At 56.8% G+C, this 22,902-nt stretch carries 20 protein-coding genes and 4 tRNA genes; 6 read left to right on the forward strand and 18 right to left on the reverse strand.

Going from position 1 to position 22,902, the window contains the following annotated elements; translation table 11 throughout:
* Positions 1-29 precede the first annotated feature (29 nt).
* The 8 genes from corA to KGP24_RS22395 all read right to left on the reverse strand — a co-directional run bounded on the left by corA (position 30) and on the right by KGP24_RS22395 (position 6,959).
* On the reverse strand, positions 30-980 hold the full coding sequence (corA, locus tag KGP24_RS22360) for a magnesium/cobalt transporter CorA (protein WP_008501540.1): 951 nt from the start codon (positions 978-980) through the stop codon (positions 30-32).
* Positions 981-1,131: 151 nt separating this feature from the next.
* Positions 1,132-1,188 (reverse strand): YsgD/CorL family protein, encoded by a 57-nt coding sequence (gene ysgD, locus KGP24_RS22365; RefSeq protein ID WP_212743980.1) that lies wholly within the window; start codon positions 1,186-1,188, stop codon positions 1,132-1,134.
* Between the two features lie 149 nt (positions 1,189-1,337).
* Positions 1,338-3,500 (reverse strand): DNA helicase II, encoded by a 2,163-nt coding sequence (uvrD, locus tag KGP24_RS22370; protein ID WP_223561830.1) that lies wholly within the window; start codon positions 3,498-3,500, stop codon positions 1,338-1,340.
* 76 nt (positions 3,501-3,576) lie between these two features.
* Complete coding sequence (yigB, locus tag KGP24_RS22375; RefSeq protein ID WP_223561831.1) at positions 3,577-4,293, reverse strand: 5-amino-6-(5-phospho-D-ribitylamino)uracil phosphatase YigB; 717 nt, start codon at positions 4,291-4,293, stop codon at positions 3,577-3,579.
* Positions 4,293-5,195, reverse strand: coding sequence for a tyrosine recombinase XerC (xerC, locus tag KGP24_RS22380; RefSeq protein ID WP_223561832.1), 903 nt, complete (start codon positions 5,193-5,195; stop codon positions 4,293-4,295). Before xerC ends, yigB begins: the two co-directional genes overlap by 1 nt.
* Positions 5,192-5,899 (reverse strand): DUF484 domain-containing protein, encoded by a 708-nt coding sequence (locus KGP24_RS22385; RefSeq protein WP_126331078.1) that lies wholly within the window; start codon positions 5,897-5,899, stop codon positions 5,192-5,194. The genes xerC and KGP24_RS22385 overlap by 4 nt, the downstream gene beginning before the upstream one ends.
* Entirely contained in the window at positions 5,896-6,720 is an 825-nt protein-coding gene (gene dapF, locus KGP24_RS22390; protein ID WP_008501545.1) for a diaminopimelate epimerase, read from the reverse strand. The genes KGP24_RS22385 and dapF overlap by 4 nt, the downstream gene beginning before the upstream one ends.
* 35 nt (positions 6,721-6,755) lie before the next feature.
* A complete protein-coding gene (locus KGP24_RS22395; RefSeq protein WP_014885650.1) occupies positions 6,756-6,959 on the reverse strand; it encodes a lipoprotein in 204 nt (67 codons plus the stop codon).
* 135 nt (positions 6,960-7,094) lie between these two features.
* Between KGP24_RS22395 and cyaY the strand changes: the two genes are divergently transcribed.
* Positions 7,095-7,415: an iron donor protein CyaY gene (cyaY, locus tag KGP24_RS22400; RefSeq protein ID WP_045909228.1), complete on the forward strand. Its 321-nt coding sequence runs from the start codon at positions 7,095-7,097 to the stop codon at positions 7,413-7,415.
* 42 nt (positions 7,416-7,457) lie between these two features.
* Here the strand turns inward: cyaY and cyaA are convergent, their stop codons facing one another.
* Positions 7,458-10,001: a class I adenylate cyclase gene (cyaA, locus tag KGP24_RS22405; protein WP_023309629.1), complete on the reverse strand. Its 2,544-nt coding sequence runs from the start codon at positions 9,999-10,001 to the stop codon at positions 7,458-7,460.
* A 350-nt stretch (positions 10,002-10,351) separates the two neighbouring features.
* On the opposite strand from cyaA, the gene hemC reads away from it, so the two are divergent.
* The 5 genes from hemC (at position 10,352) to KGP24_RS22430 (ending at position 15,833) form a co-directional block, all read left to right on the forward strand.
* Positions 10,352-11,293: a hydroxymethylbilane synthase gene (gene hemC, locus KGP24_RS22410; RefSeq protein ID WP_223561833.1), complete on the forward strand. Its 942-nt coding sequence runs from the start codon at positions 10,352-10,354 to the stop codon at positions 11,291-11,293.
* Complete coding sequence (gene hemD, locus KGP24_RS22415) at positions 11,290-12,030, forward strand: uroporphyrinogen-III synthase (RefSeq protein ID WP_223561834.1); 741 nt, start codon at positions 11,290-11,292, stop codon at positions 12,028-12,030. Before hemC ends, hemD begins: the two co-directional genes overlap by 4 nt.
* A gap of 20 nt (positions 12,031-12,050) precedes the next feature.
* Positions 12,051-13,247 carry a uroporphyrinogen-III C-methyltransferase gene (gene hemX, locus KGP24_RS22420; protein WP_223561835.1) on the forward strand — a complete coding sequence of 399 codons (1,197 nt, stop codon included), beginning with the start codon at positions 12,051-12,053 and terminating at the stop codon, positions 13,245-13,247.
* A 2-nt stretch (positions 13,248-13,249) separates the two neighbouring features.
* A complete protein-coding gene (gene hemY, locus KGP24_RS22425; RefSeq protein ID WP_223563559.1) occupies positions 13,250-14,449 on the forward strand; it encodes a protoheme IX biogenesis protein HemY in 1,200 nt (399 codons plus the stop codon).
* A 172-nt stretch (positions 14,450-14,621) separates the two neighbouring features.
* Positions 14,622-15,833, forward strand: coding sequence for an MFS transporter (locus KGP24_RS22430; protein ID WP_223561836.1), 1,212 nt, complete (start codon positions 14,622-14,624; stop codon positions 15,831-15,833).
* 506 nt (positions 15,834-16,339) lie between these two features.
* Here KGP24_RS22430 and KGP24_RS22435 read toward each other — a convergent pair.
* The 9 genes from KGP24_RS22435 to wzxE all read right to left on the reverse strand — a co-directional run bounded on the left by KGP24_RS22435 (position 16,340) and on the right by wzxE (position 22,901).
* A tRNA-Pro gene (locus KGP24_RS22435) sits at positions 16,340-16,416 on the reverse strand.
* A 46-nt stretch (positions 16,417-16,462) separates the two neighbouring features.
* Positions 16,463-16,548, reverse strand: a tRNA-Leu gene (locus KGP24_RS22440).
* 22 nt (positions 16,549-16,570) lie between these two features.
* Positions 16,571-16,646 (reverse strand) — tRNA-His (locus KGP24_RS22445).
* A gap of 67 nt (positions 16,647-16,713) precedes the next feature.
* Positions 16,714-16,790 (reverse strand) — tRNA-Arg (locus tag KGP24_RS22450).
* 102 nt (positions 16,791-16,892) lie between these two features.
* On the reverse strand, positions 16,893-18,275 hold the full coding sequence (locus KGP24_RS22455; RefSeq protein WP_223561837.1) for an amino acid permease: 1,383 nt from the start codon (positions 18,273-18,275) through the stop codon (positions 16,893-16,895).
* 197 nt (positions 18,276-18,472) lie between these two features.
* Positions 18,473-19,213 carry a lipopolysaccharide N-acetylmannosaminouronosyltransferase gene (gene wecG, locus KGP24_RS22460; protein WP_223561838.1) on the reverse strand — a complete coding sequence of 247 codons (741 nt, stop codon included), beginning with the start codon at positions 19,211-19,213 and terminating at the stop codon, positions 18,473-18,475.
* Positions 19,214-19,225: 12 nt separating this feature from the next.
* Entirely contained in the window at positions 19,226-20,578 is a 1,353-nt protein-coding gene (gene wzyE / locus KGP24_RS22465) for an ECA oligosaccharide polymerase (protein ID WP_223561839.1), read from the reverse strand.
* Positions 20,575-21,654, reverse strand: coding sequence for a TDP-N-acetylfucosamine:lipid II N-acetylfucosaminyltransferase (locus KGP24_RS22470; protein ID WP_223561840.1), 1,080 nt, complete (start codon positions 21,652-21,654; stop codon positions 20,575-20,577). Before KGP24_RS22470 ends, wzyE begins: the two co-directional genes overlap by 4 nt.
* On the reverse strand, positions 21,651-22,901 hold the full coding sequence (gene wzxE / locus KGP24_RS22475; RefSeq protein ID WP_223561841.1) for a lipid III flippase WzxE: 1,251 nt from the start codon (positions 22,899-22,901) through the stop codon (positions 21,651-21,653). Before wzxE ends, KGP24_RS22470 begins: the two co-directional genes overlap by 4 nt.
* Position 22,902 lies beyond the last annotated feature (1 nt).

The raw sequence follows: 22,902 nt of genomic DNA on the forward strand, positions 1-22,902 counted from the left end.
CCCACAGGGAGAGGGAATTCGCCTTGCTCTTACAGCCAGTTACGACGCTTAAAGTACAAGTACGGCGCCAGCCCGGCGAGGATCATAAAGATAATCGCCCCCGGGTAGCCAAAGCTCCACTTCAGCTCCGGCATAAACTCAAAGTTCATCCCGTAGCTGGATGCCACCAGCGTCGGCGGCAGGAACACTACGGACACCACCGAGAAGATCTTGATGATGCGGTTCTGCTCGATGTTGATAAAGCCCATCGCCGCCTGCATCAGGAAGTTGACCTTCTGGAACAGGGATTCGTTGTGCGGCAGCAGGGATTCGATATCTCGTAAGATCTCACGCGCCTGCTCCAGCTGACCGCCCGGCAGACGCGCCTTGCGCACCAGGAAGTTCAGCGCGCGCTGGGTATCCATCAGACACAAGCGCACCTTCCAGCCGATATCTTCCAGCTCCGCCAGCGTGGAGAGCGCTTCGTCGTATTCATCGCCCTGATGGCCTTCCATGATCACGCGGCTCAGCTTTTCCAGATCGCTATAGATGTTTTCAATTTCGTCCGCCAGCTGTTCAATTTTGGTCTCGAACAGATCGAGCAGCAGCTCGTAAGCGTTACCGTCCACCATTGCCTGGCTGCGGGCGCGCATGCGGTAGAGGCGGAATGCCGGCAGCTCACGCTCGCGCAGGGTAAACAGACGGCCGTCGCGAATGGTAAACGCCACGGTGGAGTTACCCGCGTGGTCTTCCGCATCTTCAAAGAAGAAGAAGGAGTGAATGTGCAGACCGTCTTCGTCTTCAAAAAAACGCGCGGATGCTTCGATGTCTTCCAGTTCCGGGCGGGTTGCCAGGCTTTGCCCCAGCTCAGATTGTACGCGAAGGCGCTCATCGTCGTCCGGCTCGACCAGATCCACCCATACGGCATCAATGAGGGGCTGTGACTCTTCGGCTTCAAGCCGAGTCAGTCGGTTATTTTCGAGTTGAAATGCGCTCAACATGACCGGGACTCCCAATGCAAAAAATATCGGACAGTTCGGTGGGCACACAGAAACAAATTGGGTTTCAGACCATTAAACAGCCTGACTCAGCGCGACGGGAATAATGCAGGTCGCTGACAACCACTAAGGCCATCAGCAAGAGGAGATAGCCTTAGGAGTTGTTCCTGGATGACAGGGAATTGAGCCAGTATCTACTGGGTGTGTCCAAGGCGAATGTCCTCTTAGCGTAATCGTGCGCGCATGTTACGCCAGCTATAACTGTGGCGTCAACACGCAACGGAACGCTGAAGGGCATTAATTGACCTTCAATGTATAAGGCTAGCAGATTATTACAAAATAATGATATTTTTCTGAATGTTAGACTGTTTCCAGCTTCGCATAGGCCGCCACCAGCCATTTGATCCCCTGCCCCTGGAACGCCACCTGCAGACGGCTGTGTTCACCGCTGCCTTCCAGATTCACAATGGTGCCTTCGCCAAACTTCGAATGGCGCACGCGCTGGCCCAGCTTGTAGCCGGTATCGGTTTCCGCAATCGGCGAGCCCATGCGCTGATGGCTCACCGGACGGCTGATGCTCGCCCGCAGACGCACCTCCTCCACGCACTCTTCCGGCAGCTCGCCGATGAAGCGCGACGGACGGTGGTAGACCTCTTTACCGTACAGACGTCGGGTTTCGGCGTAGGTAAGCGTCAGCTTTTGCATCGCGCGCGTCACGCCCACGTAGGCCAGACGACGTTCCTCTTCCAGACGGCCGCCTTCATCCAGCGACATCTGGCTCGGGAACATCCCCTCTTCCATCCCGACGATAAACACCTGCGGGAACTCCAGGCCTTTGGCGGAGTGCAGGGTCATCAGCTGAACCGCATCCTGCCAGGTGTCCGCCTGCCCTTCACCCGCTTCCAGCGCGGCGTGGGAGAGGAACGCCTGGAGCGGCATCAGGTCTTCGTCTTCTTCGTTGTAGCTGAACTGGCGCGTCGCCGTGACCAGCTCCTCTAAGTTCTCAATACGGGTCTGGCCCTTCTCGCCTTTCTCCTGCTCGTACATGGTTCTCAGGCCGGAGTCTTTAATCACCCGGTCGGTCTGCACGTGCAGCGGCATGTCGGCGGTTTCCTGCGCCAGGGCGTCAATCAGCTCAAGGAACCGCTGTAATGCGCTGGCGGCACGCCCGGCGAGGGCTTTTTCCTGCAGCAGCTCGCGGCACGCCTGCCACAGCGTCAGCTGGCGATCGCGCGAGGCCTGACGCACCACGTCCAGCGTGCGGTCGCCAATCCCGCGGGTCGGCGTATTAACCACGCGTTCAAACGCCGCGTCGTCGTTACGGTTCGCAATGAGGCGCAGATACGACAGCGCATCTTTGATTTCCTGACGTTCGAAGAATCGCATACCGCCGTAAATGCGGTACGGCATGCTCACCTGCAGCAGCGCCTCTTCCAGCACGCGCGACTGGGCGTTGCTGCGGTAGAGAATGGCGCACTGCTCCAGCGCGCCGCCGTTGTCCTGCCAGGTTTTAATGCGGTTCACCACGAAGCGGGCTTCGTCGAGCTCGTTGAAGGCGCAGTAAATGGAAATCGGTTCGCCGTCGACGCCGTCGGTCCACAGCTTTTTACCCAGACGCCCGTTGTTGTTCTCAATAAGGGCGTTGGCCGCGCTCAGGATGTTGCTGGTTGAGCGGTAGTTCTGCTCCAGACGGATGGTCTGTGCGCCAGGGAAATCGTTGAGGAAGCGCTGGATGTTCTCCACCTGCGCCCCGCGCCAGCCGTAGATAGACTGGTCATCATCGCCCACGATCATCACTTTGCCGGTATCACCGGCCAGCAGGCGGATCCACGCGTACTGAATGTTGTTGGTATCCTGGAATTCGTCCACCAGGATATTGGTGAAGCGTTCGCGGTAGTGCTGCAGGATGTGCGGCTTGTTGAGCCACAGCTCGTGGGCGCGCAGCAGCAGCTCGGCGAAATCCACCAGACCGGCGCGATCGCACGCTTCCTGATAGGCCTTGTAGACGTTCTGCCAGGTCTGCTCGACCGGGTTGCCGAAGCTCTGAATATGGTGCGGGCGCAGCCCCTCGTCCTTCTGGCCGTTGATGTACCACATCGCCTGACGCGGCGGCCACTGCTTCTCGTCGAGGTTCATCGCCTTGATCAGGCGCTTCAGCAAGCGGAGCTGGTCTTCGCTGTCGAGGATCTGGAAATCCTGCGGCAGATTGGCGTCCATATGGTGCGCGCGCAGCAGGCGGTGCGCCAGGCCGTGGAAGGTGCCAACCCACATGCCATCCTGGCTGGTGCCCATCAGCTGGGCGATACGGTGGCGCATCTCCGCCGCCGCCTTGTTGGTAAACGTCACCGCCATGATGGAGTACGGGGAGCAGTTCTCCACGCTCTGCAGCCAGGCGATACGGTGAACCAGCACGCGCGTCTTACCACTGCCCGCCCCAGCCAGTACCAGCATGTTGGTGCGCGAGGCGGCAACCGCGTCACGCTGTTTGTCATTAAGGCTGTCGAGCAGGTAAGAAACGTCCATTGGCACCGTCACGTCATGTCGGGCAGACGAATAGCATTCGCCAAAACCCTGTTAATTTATACAGAACAATTGATGATTATATCAGCGTCGTGAGGGATGCCAACCGCGAAATTTCCACGTGCGGCAGAAGACGGCTGTCCAGCGTGGTCATCAGGTCGGCGTTTTCCGGCTTGATCCAGCAGGCCTGCATGCCGCAGCGGATAGCCCCGGCCACGTCTGTGGTGAGGTCATCCCCCACGTGCAGAATGTTACCCAGCGGCAGGTTCAGCTTATCCGCCGCCAGATGGTACATATCGCCGAACGGCTTCGCGCGCCCGTGCGGGCCCGCGCGCAGCACGAATTTAAAGTAATCGCTGAGGCCAAAGAGCTCCGGCTGGGCATTGCCGTTGGTAATGGCCACCAGCGGCCACTTTTCGGCAAGCTTCGCCAGCGTGTCGTGAGTCTCCTGCGGCACGTCGATACGGCTACGCCATTTGGCAAAGTTTTCCATTGCTGCTTCGGCCCCAATGGCCGCGTCCTGCACGCTCAGGCCCACGTTGAGCATCGCCTGCTCAACCGCACGACGACGCCATTCGGTCACGTCGTGGTAAATGTCCGGCTCGGTCTCACGCAGGGACTGACGCAGCTTCTGAAAATCCTTGTTCTGTATCGCTTTCAGTGCGGGATGATAGTTCTGCACAAACGCCAGCGACTCCTGCTCGGTACGCAGGATCACCTCGCGGTTGTCATATAGGGTGTCATCAAGGTCAAACGTCAGGGCTGAGATCTGACCAAGTGGGCGGTAAAAACGCATTATTTCCCCCGTTTGGCGCGTGGGTGCGCCGCGTCATACACCGAGGCAAGGTGTTGGAAGTCTAAGTGGGTATAAATTTGAGTGGTCGACAGATTCGCGTGGCCAAGCAGTTCCTGCACGCCGCGAAGATCGCCGCTCGACTCAAGCATGTGTGTCGCAAAGGAGTGGCGCAGCTTGTGCGGGTGAACGTGGCTGTTCAGCCCCTGCTTAATGCCCCACTCCGCAAAGCGCTTCTGCACGTTACGCGCCGAGATCCGTTTGCCGAGCTTCGACAGGAACAGCGCATCCTCATCGGTGCCAAACAGCCCGCGCAGGTCAAGCCAGTGCTCAATCCAGGAGACCGCATTGCGGCCAATCGGCAGGCGGCGCTCTTTGCTGCCCTTACCCATCACCCACACTTCACCAGACTCCAGATCGAGATGTTTGATATCAAGATTAACCAGCTCTGACAGACGCAGCCCGGCACCGTACATCACCTCCAGCATCGCGCGGTCGCGCACGGCGAGCGGATCGTTAAGGTCGATATCCAGCAGGCGATTTACGTCGTCGACGTCGATATTTTTAGGCAGATGGCGCGGCGCTTTCGGCGTGGCGATCCCCTTTGCCGGGTTGGCTTTTAAGCCCCCCTGACTGACCAGCCAGTCGAAGAAACTGCGCAGCGCTGAGAGCCTGAGCGCCAGGCTCGCCGGGCTGAGATTTTTTTTACGGCTACGCACGACGAACCCGCGCACCGTCGCAGCATCACATTGTTGCCAGCTTTTCAGGCCGATTTCGTCGGCAATCTGCATGATGGCATCAAGCTGACGCTGGTAGTTGAGCAGGGTAATGGGGCTAAGCTGACGCTCCACGCCCAGATAGCGCAGAAAGCGCGAGACGTCAGTGGCGAGCAGTCCGTCCATCATACGCGCTCAATCCAGCGCTCCAGCAGCTCGGGCAGCATCAGGGCGATCTCCTGCAGCAGGTGCGTTGCTTGCCCCTGCTCATAGTGATGCGCGTCGCGGCTGGTAAATAATATGACGCCCAGATCGCCATCGCGCCCCATCAGCGACATCGCCACCGAGCCAATCGCTTTGGCTTCCGGCAACACCACCAGCAGCTCTGGTCCGTTCAGCGGCCCCAGATAGTGGTGCTCATGGCCCAGACGTTGAATGCGCAGCGGTTCAAACGCCTGACGGCTGAGAGCCAGATGGGTAAAACCGGACGGCGCGCCAATGCGCCAGCGGTCAGGGAACAGACGAATCGTTGCGCCCGCCAGCCCCAGCTCGCGAGCCCAGCGGTGGAAGCGGCTGAGGAACTCGTCAAGGCTGTGCGCAGACGCCAGACGCGCCTGCAGGTGCAGCAGACGATAGAACAGGCTTTCGTTGGTGCTGGCCTGCTCCATCAGCAGCGTCATATTCTCTTCAAGCTGATTGATGTGGTTGCGCGAGCGCGCCATGTGCCATTCGACCAGCGACACGGTCCCGCGAACCGGATGCGGCACGCGCATCTCTTCGACGACGCGTGCATTGCGAATAAAAAACTCAGGATTGCGCAGCAGATAATCAACAACAGCTCTGTCGTCCAGTTCCGTCACTGTTTCCTGCAGTTCTTCCCCTGGTTGTTTCATAGATGGATAAACCCGTCATAGACATGTGCCGCCGGGCCAGTCATATACAGTGGATGACCCGGTCCTTTCCAGGCGATATCAAGCCGACCGCCCGGTAACTCCACGCGAACCTCTTCTGCCAGTAACCCCTGGGAGATGCCCACGGCCACCGCAGCACAGGCGCCGCTTCCGCAGGCCTGAGTCTCGCCCGCACCGCGCTCGTAAACCCGCAGGCGAATGTGCTCGCGCTTCACCACCTGCATAAAGCCGATGTTCGCGCGCTCCGGGAAACGTTCGTGGCTTTCCAGCACCGGGCCGAGCGTTTCGACCGCGGCGGTTTCCACATCATCAACCTGAATCACGCAGTGTGGATTACCCATTGAGACGACGCCGCACAATACTGTCTGCTCGGCCGCACGCATAATATAGGTCTTTTCCGCTTTGTTTGCGCGAAACGGCACGACGGAGGGCTCGAAGTTAGGCTCGCCCATGTTCACGCGCACCAGCTCATCATCGGTAACGCTGAGCACCATACGACCATTAGCCGTGCTGACGCGAATATCTCGCTTGTTGGTCAGCCCTTTCAGGCGGACAAAGCGGGCAAAGCAGCGCGCGCCGTTGCCGCACTGGTTAACTTCGCTGCCGTCCGCGTTGAAAATACGGTAGTGAAAATCGAGGTCGGGATCGTACGGTGGCTCGACCACCAGCAGCTGATCGAACCCCACCCCCAGATGCCGATCCGCCAGGCGACGGATCAGTTCCGGGGAGAAAAACACATTCTGCGTTACCGCGTCGACGACCATAAAATCGTTGCCAAGGCCATGCATTTTAGAGAACTGCATCATTTGCTCCATTGCGCGGGTACAGAACGTTGTCGTCAGAGATTAACCTGGGTCGGGCCACCGTTATCGCCACGATCGTTAGTATTTGGCGTAGTAGACTCAATGCCGCTTTGCACGGGTTTTGTCGGCGGCGGCGCGGTTTTATCCGCAGGTGGGAAGTACAGCGGTCCCTTCAGTCCGCAGCCAGTCAGGCTGAACAGCGTGATGAGAACGGCAAGCGTTCGGAAAGCGTTTTTCATTATAAAGTTGCCCGTAAGTTCAAATCTGTTTCTATCATCGCAGGAGAAGACACAAAAGCAAGAGTTTGCCGCTTTCCTGCAACGGGAATTATTTAGGGTTATACTGCCGGCATCACGAAAAACAGGAACAAAACCATGAACGACAGTGAATTCCATCGCCTTGCCGACAACCTGTGGATGACCATCGAAGAGCGTATTGACGACTGGGACGGCGACAGCGATATCGATTGTGAAATCAACGGCGGCATTCTGACCCTGAGCTTCGAAAATGGCAGCAAAATTATTATTAACCGCCAGGAGCCGCTTCACCAGGTGTGGCTGGCCGCTAAACAGGGCGGCTATCATTTCGATCTGAAAGACGGGGAGTGGGTTTGCGACCGTAGCGGCGTACCGTTCTGGGATCTGCTGGAACAGGCGGCGACCGCGCAGGCGGGTGAGGCTGTGAGTTTCAGGTAGTTTTGTTGCCGGGTAAGCGTGAGCGCCACCCGGCGAAAAACTTCAGGAGAAATACTGCTGCAACAGCGGCGCGGTGTCCTGATTAGCAGGCGCGGCAGGCGTTACGGCCTGGGTGCGGAACGGGATCACCTGCGTACGCCCGTCGACGTTCACAATCTGATAGAACTGCGGCAGGTTAAAGTTGATAAAGCTTGAGCCGTAGGTAAAGCGGTCATGCGAAGAGGAGTAGAAGCGGCTGACGTCGCGCACCAGCTCCTCTTTACTGCCTTCACAGTGGTGATACACCTCGGCGCGGTTGGTCTCATCCAGAATATAGATGTTGAACCCGGCATCATCGCCCGACTCTTCAAAGAAGAACTGAATAATCCCTTCGCTGGCGAATCCGTCCACCACTTGCGGGAGCTTAACGTGGTTGGTTTCCACCTGCACCGACAGACCATGCAGCTTGTTGTGTGAGATCGCGCCGTAGAACTCGATGGCGTTTTCCAGCTTCTGTACCGACACGTTCAGGCGTTCGAAGAACAGGCCCCAGGTCTGGCCGGAGACGCGCAGCGCTTTAAAGCGTCCGGTCTCCTGACGGGTACTGGAGAGACGCAGTTCGATACACTCAGAAACCAGCTGCTGCACGCGGGTACGAATTAAACCGCGCAGGTGCTGGCTGTAGCAGAACACCTCAACGCTATCCGGCGGTGCGGCATCCTGGTGCATCTTGCCGAGAATCGTTTTCAGCGCTTCGATCATCGCCTGCTCGCCGTTGAAATGCAGGGTACGCACTTCGTTCCACGAGTTGCGGTACAGCAGATCGACGCTCCCCACCAGGCAGTTTTGCTGCTCGCCAAAGCTGAAGACGTCCAGCTTGCGGAAGTCAAAATGAACCACCTGATTGCGGAAGGCCGCCGTCGGGTCGTATTCCAGGTTGACGATGATCGCCAGATGGCGAATTTCACACGGGCTGTAGAGCGCTTTCGGCGTTGGGGCAGGCAGACGCAGCGGGAAGTGGTGCGACACATCCGCGACCATCTCCTGCAGCTTAGCGAGATCTACCACCTCGTTGCCTTTAATAAACAGGCGCGTACGCGAGGTCAGCAGGCCGTTGAACCAGGCCCAGGCCACCAGCTTGTTCAGGTAGCGGTTATATTCCAGCGGCTGATGGCTGATGATTGAATCCATGCTTGGCGCACGGTTATACAGATACCATCCGGTGCGGTTCGCGCGGCCCGGCGGCACGTAGATAAAGGTCAGGTTTGGTTCTGACAGGTCTGGCGAAATCTGCGGGTTAACCAGGGTGACTTTACCCGGCAGCGCTTCAAACGCGGCGTACAGCTTACGGGTCAACACCCCAATGTCCTGCGGGCTGGCGGAAACGCTGAGGTTGTTACGGCGCGCAAAGCGGATCAGGTTACGGTAGCTTTGCATCATCGCATCGAGCAGTTCGTTGTGCGCTTCACGCACCTGATCGATTTTCCAGTTGGCCCGGTTGTCGAGCATGGACAGACGCGCTTCGTCCCATCCCCACTCTTTCACTAACTGACTGACCACTTCACGACGCCAGCCCACGCAGGCGCGCTCGCGGCTCAATTTCTCACAGACTTTGAGATAGAAACATCGACGCACCAGGTCAAGACGCGTGGTGTCATCAATGGCTTTCAGGTATTCGGTCACGCGCTCCAGCATCATGCAGTAGGCGTCCAGCCCGAAGGAGACAATTTCCCCGTCGTGCAAACGCTGCTTGATATCTTTCGCCAGCAGGCGAGGCGTGGGGTATTCCCAGGAGTACGCTTCGAGCAGCAGCGTTTTCAGCACCGCTTTATAAGGTGAGTCAATACTCTTATAGAGCTGCCAGAGGCTTGCGCCAAAGTACTCTTCGGCCGAAAGGGAGCTAAGGCCGCCCAGATCCAGCCATTCGTTTGGCGTCAGAACGCCCTGCGCATACAGCGACATGACGTAGTCGTCGTAATGCTCTTCTTCTTCGCAAGGGACCATATTCCACAGAATACGCTTCCCGGCCAGACGCACAGCAGTACGGTAAAATTCATCCAGCAGTAAGATGTGCTGAGTCGAGCCGCAGTCCTCACCACCCAGACTGCCGCTTTCGTTGTGGCGGAAACGGTTTTCATCAATCAGGAAGAAGCTTACTTCCACGCCGAGCGATGCCGCCCAGCTCTCCAGCAGGCTGCACTTGCGTTGCAGCAGCTGACGCTCATCGTTATCGAGCCAGGACTGATGACAGACCCAGATGTCCAGGTCCGAAGAACAGCTTTGCCCTACCGATGAGGTGCTCCCCATAGAGTAAACGCCGGTAATCGGCAGTTCACCTTTCGGAGACTCCTGTGGCGGCATGCCGCGGTAGAGTTCCAGCTCGTTCAGGTAATGTTGTTGGGTTTCATCAGGCGTGAAAAGGCAAATGCCCTGGGGAACGTTACCGTCAAGGTAGCCAGGCATCAGCGGATGGTGATAGTGCAATAATGTCGGCAGCAGACTGTATACCTGCTGGAAAGCAGGGCCCATAGCAGCAAGCGCGCGATCCACACGCAGTTGATTTATGGCATCCAGTCTCTGTTTCAGAGTCTCAATATAGAGGTACAAGACGTATCGCCTGATGTTTCCGGGTGTCGCAATCTATTCAAAACACGAATATCAGCGGACCCGCAGTATTTCAAAAAGATAACCGTTACCCTTTTTCGCCCTTATCATTTTTGGTGGTACCGACGAAAAAATGGTCTAAAACGTGATCAATTTAACACCTTGCCGATTGACCGTAAAGAAAGATGCACTACATACAAGTGTAGCACCGTTCTGTACGTGTAAATTCCTGAATACGGCTATGGCTGACGAATACGCCGCCTTCTCCCTCTCACGCTTCATCAACCGTAAAACTGCCATCCCAGAGTCAACAATGTTAGGATGGTTAGCGATTAATAATGACGGTAACAAGCATGTTAGACAATGTTTTGAGAATTGCCACACGCCAAAGCCCTCTCGCGCTCTGGCAGGCCCATTATGTGAAGCAGCGCCTTGAAGCCTGCCACAGTGGATTGCGCGTCGAGCTGGTGCCGATGGTTACGCGCGGTGACGTGATCCTCGATACGCCTCTGGCGAAAGTGGGCGGCAAAGGTTTGTTTGTCAAAGAACTGGAACTGGCATTGCTTGAGAACCGCGCCGATATCGCCGTACATTCGATGAAAGACGTACCCGTCGAGTTCCCGGAAGGGCTGGGGCTGGTGACCATCTGCGAGCGCGAAGATCCGCGCGATGCGTTTGTCTCTAACCACTATGACTCCCTCGACGCGCTGCCGGAGGGTAGCGTCGTTGGCACGTCCAGTTTACGCCGTCAGTGTCAGCTGGCGGAGCGCCGCCCTGACCTGATCATTCGCTCGCTGCGCGGTAACGTTGGCACGCGTCTGGGCAAGCTGGATAACGGCGATTACGATGCCATTATCCTCGCCGTTGCCGGGCTGAAGCGTCTGGGGCTTGAGGAACGCATTCGCGTGGCCTTGCCGCCCGAGCTGTCGCTGCCAGCCGTGGGCCAGGGTGCCGTAGGTATCGAGTGCCGTCTGGACGATGCGCGTACCCGCGAACTCCTTGCCCCGCTGAACCATGACGAAACCGCTACCCGCGTAAAAGCCGAGCGTGCGATGAATACCCGCCTTGAAGGAGGGTGTCAGGTGCCGATTGGCAGCTATGCTGAATTAACCGAAGGTGAACTGTGGCTGCGCGCGCTGGTGGGCGCCCCGGACGGTTCGCAGATGGTGCGCGGCGAACGTCGCGGCAAGCCGCAGGATGCCGAACAGCTTGGCGTGTCGCTGGCGGAAGAACTGCTGAATAACGGCGCACGTGAAATTCTGGCCGAGGTCTACAACGGAGAACCCCCTGCATGAGTATTCTTGTCACCCGCCCTTCTCCCGCAGGAGAGCAGTTAGTGAGCCGTCTGCGCACACTGGGGCAGGTGGCCTGGAGTTTTCCGCTCATTGAATTCTCCCCCGGTCGGGAGCTCTCTGCGCTCGCCGACCAGATGAATACCCTTCAGGAAGGCGACCTGCTGTTTGCGCTGTCGCAACATGCCGTGGAATTTTCCCACGCGCAGCTGCAACAGCAGGGTTTGACCTGGCCAACCGCCCCCCGCTATTTCGCGATTGGCCGCACAACGGCACTGGCATTGCATACCGTAAGCTGCGCGGACGTTCGTTACCCGTTAGATCGGGAAATCAGCGAAGTCTTGCTACAATTACCTGAATTACAAACTATTGCCGGAAAGCGTGCGCTCATTTTGCGCGGTAATGGTGGCCGCGAGCTGCTGGGCGAAACTCTACGTGAACGTGGTGCCAACGTGACGTTCGTTGAGTGCTATCAGCGCTGTGCAAAACACTATGATGGCGCGGAAGAGGCGATGCGCTGGCACGCGCGCGGCATCAATACGCTAGTGGTCACCAGCGGTGAAATGTTACAACAGCTTTGGTCGCTGATACCGCTTTGGTATCGCGAAAACTGGTTACTCCGCTGTCGGCTTCTGGTCGTCAGTGAGCGTCTGGCGAACCTCGCCCGGGAACTGGGCTGGCAAGATATTCGGATCGCTGATAACGCCGACAACGATGCGCTGCTGCGCGCATTACAATAACTCTCAAATGGGAAGCCATAATGACGGAACACGAAAAATCCTCCGCCGTGGTTGAAGAGACCAGGGAGACTGTGGACACAACGCCACAGCCAGAGACGACAGAGAAAACCGCTGAGAAGAAAAACGGCAGCAATAAAACCAGCCTCGCATTGAGCGCGATTGCCATCGCCATTGCGCTGGCAGCAGGCGTTGGTCTGTATGGCCTGGTGAAACAACAGGGTGCTAACCAGACGTCCACCAGCGATGCGCTGGTGAATCAGCTTACCTCCCTGCAAAAAGCTCAGGAAACGCAGAAAACCGAGCTGGAAGCCGTGATTAAGCAGCAGGCCGCCGCGCTTGCCGAAGCGAACAGCAAACAGGAAGAGCTGACCAAACAGCTGGGTGAAGTACAGCAGAAAGTCGCCACGATTTCCGGCACCGATGCCAAAACCTGGCTGCTCTCGCAGGCTGACTTCCTGGTGAAGCTTGCTGGACGTAAGCTCTGGAGCGATCAGGACGTCACCACTGCCGCCGCGCTGCTGAAAAGCGCCGATGCGAGCCTGGCAGATATGAACGACCCGAGCCTTATCACGGCTCGGCGCGCGATCACCGAAGACATCGCCAGCCTCTCCGCCGTCTCTCAGGTGGATTACGACGGCATTATCCTCAAGGTGAACCAGCTTTCGAATCAGATTGATAACCTGCAGCTGGCGGATAACAACGACGACGACTCTCCGATGGATTCCGACGGTACCGAGCTGTCCAGCTCCCTGAGCGAATGGCGCATAAATCTGCAGAAAAGCTGGCAGAACTTTATGGATAGCTTCATTACTATCCGCCGTCGCGACGAAACCGCCGTGCCGCTGCTGGCGCCAAACCAGGACATCTATCTGCGCGAGAACATTCGTTCCCGCCTGCTGGTGGCGGCTCAGGCCGTGCCGCGTCATCAGGAAGAGACTTACAAACAGGCGCTGGATAACGTCTCAACGTGGGTACGCGCCTACTACAATACCGATGATGCAACGACCACCGCCTTCCTCGAAGACATTGATAAGCTGAGCCAGCAGAACATCACCATGAACGTGCCGGATAAGCTGGCCAGCCAGCCAATTCTGGAGAAACTGATGCAGACGCGCGTACGTAACCTGCTGGCGCAGCCGGGCGTGCCGGCAGAGCCGTCGGGCGGAGCGGCACCAGCTCCTGTACCAGCGCCTGAAAGCGCACCGCAGGGAGAGTAATGATGCTAAAAGTCCTCTTACTCTTCATCCTGCTGATCGCCGGGATCGTCCTGGGTCCGATGCTTGCCGGTCATCAGGGTTACGTTCTGATCCAGACCGATAACTACAACATCGAAACCAGCGTAACGGGCCTGACGATCATTCTGATCCTCGGCGTGGTGGTACTGTTTGCGATCGAGTGGATCCTGCGCCGTATTTTCCGCACCGGTGCCCACACGCGCGGCTGGTTCGTTGGCCGTAAACGCCGCCGCGCCCGTAAGCAGACCGAACAGGCGCTGCTTAAGCTCGCAGAGGGTGACTATCAGCAGGTTGAAAAGCTGATGTCGAAAAACGCCGACCATGCCGAACAGCCGGTGGTGAATTATCTGCTCGCAGCCGAAGCGGCGCAGCAGCGCGGTGACGAAGCCCGCGCCAATCAGCATCTGGAGCGGGCGGCAGAGCTGGCGTCCGGTGACCCAATTCCTGTGGAAATTACCCGCGTTCGTCTGCAGCTGGCACGCAATGAGAATCACGCTGCTCGCCACGGTATCGACCGCCTGCTGGAAGTCGCGCCACGCCATCCGGAAGTGCTGCGTCTTGCCGAGCAGGCCTATATTCGTACCGGCGCCTGGGGTTCGCTGCTGGATATCATTCCATCTATGGCGAAGGCCGAGGTGGGCGACGATGAACATCGTGACGAGCTTCAGCGTCTGGCGTGGATTGGCCTGATGGAACAGGCGCGCGCCGATCTGGGCAGCGACGGTCTGAAAACGTGGTGGAAGAATCAGAGCCGTAAAACGCGTCAGCAGGTTCCTCTGCAGGTAGCCATGGCGGAACATCTTATTGAATGTGACGATCATGACACCGCGCAGGAGATCCTCCTCGACGGCCTGAAGCGCCAGTACGACGATCGTCTGGTGATGGTGATCCCACGCCTGAAAACCAATAACCCTGAGCAGGTCGAAAAAGCGCTGCGTCAGCAGATTAAAACCGTCGGTGACCGCCCGCTGCTTTGGAGCACTCTGGGTCAGTCGCTGATGAGGCACGGCGAATGGCAGGAGGCGAGCCTCGCCTTTCGCGCGGCGCTGAAACAGCGTCCGGACGCGTTTGATTACGCGTGGCTTGCCGATACGCTGGACAAGCAGCATAAGCCGGAAGAGGCGGCCGCTATGCGCCGTGATGGGCTGCTGTTGACCCTGCAAAATAACGGTAACCAGCAATAAATAAAAAGGAGGCCAGAGGGCCTCCTTTTTTTATCGCCTTTCTCCTGCTACATTCTTTACACCTCAAACCGCAAACGAACCCGCCAATGTAACGATGTCTTTTCATTAACCTTTTTTCATACACGCGCACATTCTGCTGCGTGGACTAAATCGTTTTTGAAAGGAAATCGTCATGAACTCGCTTCTGTATGCGCTTATTGAAGCGCTGTGCTGCCATCGCTGGCTGCGCCTGCTTGCCAGTGCTTTCATCTTTTCTTCGCTGGGAAATGGGTTAACCCAGGTTGTGGTATTCGGTTTGCTGTTAGCGTGGTCAGTTCCGCCCGCTCTGCTCACTCTTGCTTTTCTTTTCGCTACGGTACCGGGATTTATCGGCAGTACGATCGGCGAAAAGCTGTGCTCACGCTGTTCTCCGATTTCCCTGCTGATACTGACCGAGGGACTAGGCTTGCTCGCCCTGCTCTTTCCCCTGTTTGGCGTGAGTTATCACAGCATTGCCGCGTTACTCGCCGTGCAATCCGCCGAAGCCCTACTGAGCGGGATGAGCTGGCCCGCGTTGACACTGCTTTTTAAGCGCGGTCTCAGCGAAACGGAACTGCCTGCCGCCACCTGTCTGGAAAATGTGATTTTTGCGTCTCAGGTGTTGTTAGGTACCGGGCTGGGCGTGGTGCTGTTTCAGAAGACATCCGTGTTTACCCTGCTGGCCATTGATGCCATCAGCTTTCTCGGGTCACTGGTCATGTTATGGCTGACGGGACGCCTGTTTTCTCCGGCATCACGCCCCGACCCTGTGGCAAAGGAGGCTTCAGCGACATTGCGCTGGCAGGCGTTGACCGTTCGGCAGAAACGCAGCCTGCTCATTTTGCCGGCGCTGGCCGCCGTCGGGTCACCCGCGATGGCGCTTCTCCCGGCGCTGGCCCAGCAGCTCCGTCCTCAGGATGCGGCGAGCCTTGCTCTGCCTCTGCTTTTCGCGAGGAGTTTGGGGCAGCTTTGTGGCCCCCTGCTGCTAAAAAAAGAGAGCCTGACGCGCTTTGCGGCCCACACGCCGCGAATCATCGTTTGTCTCGGTATTTTTCTGGCTGCTTATGGAATGCTGCCGTTTTTGTCCGGGTGGACGGCATGTGCGCTGGGGATGATCTTTATCGCGCATCTGGCCTCGAATGTTCTCTTCGCGGCCGGCACGTTTGGCGTACTCAGCAGTTTTCATATCACGCAAACCGCGTCGGCCAGCGGTAAGGCCTGGCGCTGGCAAACGCTCAGCGCCTCTCTTTTCACCGGCATTGCAGCGGCGGTGGCTTCAGGGTTTGGCTCCGTACAGGCGCTCTATGCTGTTTCTGCATCGGCCCTGCTGATGGTTGCCCTGGTCATGCGCTTGTATCGGGAATAAGGCATAAAAAAACGCCTGCTATAAAAGCAGGCGTTAAAACAGGTCTGTAAGACAACATATTTGGTGCTTCACTCAACGTTGTGTCCATGGTGTCTGATGAGGCCGAAGCGACATCTGTCAGTGGACGATAAGCACCGTAAATGGCTCTGCGTCATTCCTGAGTTTATGAGGCACTAAGGCGAACATAAGAGATGGAATGAGCATCTACACGCATATTATTGCACGTAACGTGCCAACATAACACCCAGAACTTATACATGACGCAACATTTTAAGATAAAAGGAAATTATGCTGCTAAGCGCCGCCTTAGGCTTCACAACGTATCGGGAAAAGGCGGGTATATGTCGCCAGGAGGAGACAGCAAAACCCATAAATAGTTATTTACTTAATTTTCAATTACTTGCATGTCGCCGGATTGCGACAAAGAAAAGGATGCTGTCGGGGAATCACTACATAGAAGAAAAGCTGCAGAAAACAAAAAACCCCGCCGAAGCGGGGTTCAAAATTGGTCGGCGAGAGAGGATTCGAACCTCCGACCCACTGGTCCCAAACCAGTTGCGCTACCAAGCTGCGCTACTCGCCGATGTACTGCTTTTTTGAATTTTTAGTTCAATTCATTTAAAAAGTCGTGGTGCGAGGGGGGGGACTCGAACCCCCACATCCAAAGGACACTAACACCTGAAGCTAGCGCGTCTACCAATTCCGCCACCTTCGCAATTCACAACTCTTTCAAATAATGGGGTGGCTAATGGGATTCGAACCCACGACAACTGGAATCACAATCCAGGGCTCTACCAACTGAGCTATAGCCACCACTGTATTCTTTCACGCGGTACTGACTACTTCTCAGACCACCGCAGCTCTAGCGCCGGGACTAAAATGGCGCGCCCGACAGGATTCGAACCTGAGACCTCTGCCTCCGGAGGGCAGCGCTCTATCCAGCTGAGCTACGGGCGCTTAGCGCCGTTGCGGGGCTGGATATTACGTACCTCCGTCCCCGCTGTCTAGTGCTTTTTTGAAAAAAATGCGCGTTTGGTTATGGTTTGCACATTTTGCCGTTTATTCCTCCACTTTCTGCGTGGTGGCGCGGCGACCCAGGCCAAAAAGCTTATATGCAGCCGTTACAGCCGCCAGGAAGATCACCCCGACAAACAGCGACATGCGGGTATCTTCATTAAAGTACATTCCAATTAATACGCAAATCAGGAACGCCATGGTCAAATAGTTCGCATAGGGGAACAGAATTGAACGGAACGGATGGCTTTCAATCGCCTTTTTATGCGCATGACGGAAACGCAGCTGGCTGATGAGAATAACAAACCACGGCACCATGCCCGGCAGTACGCTGGCGCTGTAGACGTAAACGAACACGCGCTGCGGGTTAGGGATGATGTAATTCAGGCAAGAGCCAATCAGCAGTATCGCAATGGAGACCGCCACCCCCGCCACCGGTACGCCGGCACGTGAGACTTTACTCATCGCCGCAGGAAGCTGGTTGTTCTTCGAGAGCGCATAGAGCATACGCCCGCAGCTGTACATCCCGCTGTTACAGCCCGACAACGCTGCCGTCAGGACCACAAAGTTGATGATACCCGCCGCCGTGATACCAATTTTGGCGAAGGTCAAAACAAACGGGCTACCCGTCGTGCCGATTTCATTCCAAGGGAAAATGGTCACGATGACGAAGATCGCGCCCACATAGAAAATCAGGATACGCCACAACACTTTGCCCACCGCGCTACGCAGCGTGACCTGTGGATTTTTCGCTTCACCGGCTGTAATACCGATCAGCTCCACGCCCTGATACGAGGCCACAACGATACACAGCGCCGTCAGGAAGCCCTTCCAGCCGCCGGCGAAGAAGCCGCCGTTTTCGGTCAGGTTGCCAAAGCCGATAGCGTGTCCACCGTTGCCAAAGCCGAAGAAAATCACGCCCAGGCCGACGACAATCATCACGATAATCGTGGTGACTTTGATCATTGCGAACCAGAACTCAATTTCACCGTAAAGGCGCACGGCTGCCAGGTTTGCCAGCGCCACCAGCCCCACGGCAATGAGCGCGGGTATCCACTGGACCATGTCCGGGAACCAGAACTGGACGTAGACCCCTATCGCGGTGATCTCTGAGATGCCCACCGCCATCCACATAAACCAGTATGACCAGGCCGTCAGGTAGCCGAAGAACGGGCTCATATAGCGATGCGCGTAAACGGCGAAAGAGCCGGTTACCGGCTCCAGGAAGAGCATTTCGCCCATGGAGCGCATAATGAAGAAAACAAACAGCCCGGCGATAATATACGCCAGTAATACGGAAGGGCCTGCCCATTTGAGCGTGCTTGCGGAGCCCATAAACAGGCCCACGCCGATAGTGCCGCCCAGCGCTATCAGTTCGATATGACGAGCTTCCAGCCCACGCTGTAGCTCCGGTTGTTTCTCTGCCATAGATCCTCGATTGTGTTTGCTGTTTCCCGGCTTAATACCGGGTATTGTTTTTTAGGGGTACTAAAATACGGAGCGAATGGTTTCCTAAAATCTGCCAAATGGCAAACGATGCATTAAAAAAATGAATGCATTGCACAGATTATCAGCAGTTTTGCAGGCGAGTTGCAGCGCGAATAGCATATCGCGCTACATTTTGATTACATTTTTCCGGTGTAATGCCAGGCGAGGTAGCGAAGCAGACGGATCTGTCGTTTAATGCGCGTCGGTTGCGATAGCAGGCGGTACAGCCACTCCAGCCCCAGATTTTGCCAGACCTTGGGCGCACGCTTAACGTGGCCGGTAAAGACGTCGTACGTGCCGCCGACGCCCATGTAGAGAGCATCCGGACAGACCAGACGGCAGTCACGCATCAGGATCTCCTGGCGCGGGGATCCCATCGCCACGGTGACAATTTTCGCCCCGCTGTCACGAACGCGCTCAAACAGCGCCTGCCGATCTTCCGGTTTGAAGTAACCATCCTGGCTGCCAACAATATTAACATTCCATTGACGACGCAGTTTCTCCTCCGTCTGGGCCAGTATCTCCGGCTTTCCCCCAATCAGGAACACGGGCGTGCCCTGCGCGCCTGCGCGGGCCATAAGCTGCTCCCAGAGATCGGCACCCGCCACGCGGGAAACATTAGCGTCAGGATACTTTTTACGGATAGAGCGGACCACGCTGATCCCGTCCGCGTATTTAAATTCAGCCGCTTCAATCAGGCCTTTAACTTCCGCATTGTCCTCAACCGCCAGCATTTTTTCCGCGTTGATGGCCACCAGCGTACCGGATTTCATCTGGCCGTCGGCGAACAGAAAGTCCAGCGCGTGCTGCATGTCGCGCCAGCCAATAAGCTGCAGGCCACGTAGCGCATAGCGCGGTGCAGAGATTTTATCAGTCATTACTATCCTTACTCAGACTTGCGACAGCGTTGTGCTGCCCTGCCGCTCGCGATTGTGCACAAGCCCTGCGCTGTCAAACAGCCAGTACAGCAGTTTGGCCAGTAACAGGCAGACGCCGAAAACGACCATGAAGAACACCACGCGCGACACGAACGAGTCCAGCCCTTCGCGCGCCAGAACGATCATATTGAAAATGGCACCAAAGCAAAAACTGTGCAAAATGGCCGCTTTATAGCGGTTGGTCTCTTCGTTGCCACGCACGTAAAGCCAGTCGAACCACTTGATAATCAGCCCCACGGCAACCGCCCCGGGGAGAATGAACCACGCCCCTCCCATCACCACCAGGGAACCAATCAGCGTTGGCGAGATTGCCAGACCGGAATGGTTGTTCAGCACTTCCCAGGTAAAGTAATTTGCCGTGTTAAGCACCACGCCAGGACGGTCCGGCCATAGCCAGGAAGGGATAAAGACGTAGAAGTCGCGAACAATCGGCGCAAGCCCCTGGAAATCAATCTTGTCGTAGTTTTGCAGCAGCAATGCGAGGTTTTCCCACGGCGAGAAGGTATCGCGCGTCAGGTAGAGAAACGTGTAAAACGCCTCATCGCCCGCCACGTTCATCCCGTAGCGCTTCAGCGCCAGCCAGAACATGCCCACAATGCCAAACACCCCTGCCGCGACCAGCATCCACAGCGAGATCCAGCCGCGGATGATGCCGATAAACAGGAAGATAGCGAAGGCGATGATGATGTTCGCGCGCGTACCGCCCACAATCATGTAGGTCAGGATGCCAAACGCGACGGTGCTGACCAGAAAGAACAGCCACGCTTTGCTGTCCTGACGCAGGAAAAAGATCACCAGCATTGCCGGAATGAAGAAGTAGAAGAAACGCTTAAGCGCCACGCCCGAGACTTCTGCCGAAAAAATCTGGCTGTAGGAGTGGAGCTTAAACAGCAGGAAGCCGTTATGCATGAAGAAGATACCGACGCTGACCAGGGCGATGGTCATCAGCATCACCCACGTCAGGTGGGTCTCGACCCGATTCATGGTAAAAAGCGCCCGACGCGGGGCAGCAGCCTGTGCTGAACGCAGACGCGTTTTATAGGTGACGTAGTAGACCGCATAGAAGCAGGTCGCCGCCAGAAGCGCCTGGAGCAGGATTTCCGGCGGCGCGACGCTCACGTCAAAACGGAAGACCAGAATGCTGGTGAGCGGGAAGCCGAAAAAGAAGGTCAGAAGAAACAGTAACGAGAAGAAAACGTTAAAGTTGAAACGTACCCGGCGGAATTCAAACCAGGTAAGCGTGGCGATAAACAGGGTGCTCAGAAGCCAGACAACCAGTAAGCCGCTGAATTGCAACTGACTCATGCTTTGTCTCCTGAAGCGATACGCAGCGCGCGGTGCCACGGCGTGAGGTAATTCGGGCTGAAAAAATCGATGCTATTTTTATCCACCAGCGTGAGCTGGCGTTGGGCTTCCCGTACCACCTCGACATTCAGCGTATCTGAGGTAAACAGCACCGGAATATGCTGCTCGGCCATGTCCTGCCAGAACGGGTTGTCGCGGTTGAGCACGCACGGTACACCCGCCTGGATCAGCAAACACAGCGTGCCAATTCCCTGCTGTCGGGCAAAGATGAAATAGCCGAGATCGCATTTTCTCAGCAGCGCAAGATATTCATCAAATTCCAGCTTATCGCTGAGGATGTGCAGATTTTCTGCGCTAAACAGCGCAAGCCCCTGTTGGCGAACGTCAGCAATATAGGCGTCGTTGTTGGCGGGATAGCCCATTGGCACCACTACGTTTACCGTGTCGCCAAACTGCTGATGCACCGCCCTGAGCGCCGCGACGTGTTCGTTACTGCGATCGCCGGAATTCCCCACCAGGATCGTCAGCTTGCCTTCACGCACCGCGTCATTCGCGATAGTGTTCAGCGCCGGATCCATGCGGGTTGGGAAATAGAGTAATTCTCCGCGCACGTTCGGGTGCTTGTTAGCAAAATAGTTGAGATCGCCACGGGTGGCAAACACACAGCCCACGCGCCCCTGGGCCATGCGGCGCAGGGGATAAAAAAGACGGAATTTCCAGCCGCGGGAGACTTCGTAGAGATCGGCTCCCCAGATATGCCAGCTGCACTGGGAGGGTTTAATCCCCCCGCTGAGAAGCGCCAGCCACAGGCCGGTATTGAACTGCCCGTGGAAGAAGAATCGTTGCTCGCGGTTGGCTTTCGCTTTGGCAACGACCGCCTTCGCCAGCGTGGCCTTATCCGGCCAGAAGCGAATAGTTAGCGCCGGGAACGCCTCGCTCAGGCCCTTATCCTGACCTGCAACCATAAACTCACGCGCATCAGGATTACCCGATGCCAGCTCGTCGTTGAAGAACCGCAAAACGGTCTGGTTATGGTGTGGGATATCCGATCCCAGGATGTGAATCAGTGCAGTCATGCGCGTTTACGCCACAATAAAAATACGCCGCAACAGGCAGCGAAATAAACGATATAGGTTGCCATGTAGGCCTGAGCCGCCCCCAGCGCACCGTGCGCGGGTATCAGCCAGTGTGAAAATGCGGTCAGTAAAGCAAACTGGCTAATTTCCGCCAGGATATACAGCCGCAGGGACGCTTTTGCAATCACCAGATAGCCGAAAACGTAAGCACCCACTTTCAGCACATCACCCACCAGCTGCCAGGCAAAGAGATCGCGCATGGCGGTGAACTTCGCCGAGAACAGCAGCCAGATGGCGACATCGCGCAATAACCAGACGGTAAAGCTGGCCGCCGCGACGGCCGGCAGCACAAAGCGCAGCGATCGGAAAATCTCGCGCGTTATTTCTTGTCTGGACGTCAGTCGCGATAAGGTTGGCAGCAGGTAAACGCTAAAGGAAGCCGTAATAAACTGGAGATAGGCGTCGGAAATACTGCTTACGCCCTGCCAGATGCCCACTTCATCCCAGCTATAATGCGCCGCCAGCAGGTTTCGCATCATCACGTAGGCCACCGGCAGCGTGACGGAGGTGATGAGCGCCATCAGGGTAAATTTACCCAGCTGGCTGGCAAGCATCGTGTCCCATTGCGGTTTCAGGTAGCTCAGAGGGATGACGCCCCGACGCATCAGCATAAATGCCGCAGGCACAACAACCAGCGCCGGGACCAGCGCAAGCCCCAGCAGTGCGCCTTCATAGCCGCCCAGGCGAAAGCAGAAGTAATAGGCAATCACGCCGATGACGCTGCCCAGGATTAAGGCAAGCGCGTTCCCTGCAGCATCACGAAACCCTTTCATCAGCGCCAGCAGCAGGTTAGCCCAGGCAATGCCCATCTGAACCAAGGCGACCAGACGCACCAACCCCTGGTAATGGGTATGCCCGAACAACCCCTGGCTGATGGGCGCCGCCGCCAGCAGAAATATAATCGCCATCAGGGTCGAAAAACCCGTGACCATCGCCGAAGAGGTGCCCACCACCCTGCGAAGCTGAGCCGCATCATCATGATACTGTGCAACGTATTTGGTCACGCCGTTGAAGATACCGGCGCCGGCCAGCACCCCAAGGACGGTAACAAGCTGGCGGAAATTACCCGCCAGCCCCACACCAGAGGGGCCAAATGAGACGGCCAGCAGCTTGACGACCAGCAGCCCGGCGCCAATTTTTACAAGCGTGGACGCGGCGGTCCACACCGATGCTTTTGCCAGAGACATA

Source organism: Enterobacter sp. JBIWA008, assembly GCF_019968765.1.
Lineage (GTDB): Bacteria > Pseudomonadota > Gammaproteobacteria > Enterobacterales > Enterobacteriaceae > Enterobacter.

What these genes read in the sequence shown, in the direction of transcription:
- hemD (WP_223561834.1), top strand. Translation starts at nt 11,290, where the DNA reads ATGAGTATTCTTGTCACCCGCCCTTCTCCCGCAGGAGAGCAGTTAGTG.
- yigB (WP_223561831.1), bottom strand. Translation starts at nt 4,293, where the DNA reads ATGCGTTTTTACCGCCCACTTGGTCAGATCTCAGCCCTGACGTTTGAC.
- KGP24_RS22455 (WP_223561837.1), bottom strand. Translation starts at nt 18,275, where the DNA reads ATGGCAGAGAAACAACCGGAGCTACAGCGTGGGCTGGAAGCTCGTCAT.
- wzyE (WP_223561839.1), bottom strand. Translation starts at nt 20,578, where the DNA reads ATGAGTCAGTTGCAATTCAGCGGCTTACTGGTTGTCTGGCTTCTGAGC.
- KGP24_RS22385 (WP_126331078.1), bottom strand. Translation starts at nt 5,899, where the DNA reads ATGAAACAACCAGGGGAAGAACTGCAGGAAACAGTGACGGAACTGGAC.
- corA (WP_008501540.1), bottom strand. Translation starts at nt 980, where the DNA reads ATGTTGAGCGCATTTCAACTCGAAAATAACCGACTGACTCGGCTTGAA.
- cyaY (WP_045909228.1), top strand. Translation starts at nt 7,095, where the DNA reads ATGAACGACAGTGAATTCCATCGCCTTGCCGACAACCTGTGGATGACC.
- wecG (WP_223561838.1), bottom strand. Translation starts at nt 19,213, where the DNA reads ATGACTGATAAAATCTCTGCACCGCGCTATGCGCTACGTGGCCTGCAG.
- uvrD (WP_223561830.1), bottom strand. Translation starts at nt 3,500, where the DNA reads ATGGACGTTTCTTACCTGCTCGACAGCCTTAATGACAAACAGCGTGAC.
- KGP24_RS22430 (WP_223561836.1), top strand. Translation starts at nt 14,622, where the DNA reads ATGAACTCGCTTCTGTATGCGCTTATTGAAGCGCTGTGCTGCCATCGC.
- hemY (WP_223563559.1), top strand. Translation starts at nt 13,250, where the DNA reads ATGCTAAAAGTCCTCTTACTCTTCATCCTGCTGATCGCCGGGATCGTC.
- hemX (WP_223561835.1), top strand. Translation starts at nt 12,051, where the DNA reads ATGACGGAACACGAAAAATCCTCCGCCGTGGTTGAAGAGACCAGGGAG.
- wzxE (WP_223561841.1), bottom strand. Translation starts at nt 22,901, where the DNA reads ATGTCTCTGGCAAAAGCATCGGTGTGGACCGCCGCGTCCACGCTTGTA.
- hemC (WP_223561833.1), top strand. Translation starts at nt 10,352, where the DNA reads ATGTTAGACAATGTTTTGAGAATTGCCACACGCCAAAGCCCTCTCGCG.
- dapF (WP_008501545.1), bottom strand. Translation starts at nt 6,720, where the DNA reads ATGCAGTTCTCTAAAATGCATGGCCTTGGCAACGATTTTATGGTCGTC.
- KGP24_RS22395 (WP_014885650.1), bottom strand. Translation starts at nt 6,959, where the DNA reads ATGAAAAACGCTTTCCGAACGCTTGCCGTTCTCATCACGCTGTTCAGC.
- KGP24_RS22470 (WP_223561840.1), bottom strand. Translation starts at nt 21,654, where the DNA reads ATGACTGCACTGATTCACATCCTGGGATCGGATATCCCACACCATAAC.
- xerC (WP_223561832.1), bottom strand. Translation starts at nt 5,195, where the DNA reads ATGATGGACGGACTGCTCGCCACTGACGTCTCGCGCTTTCTGCGCTAT.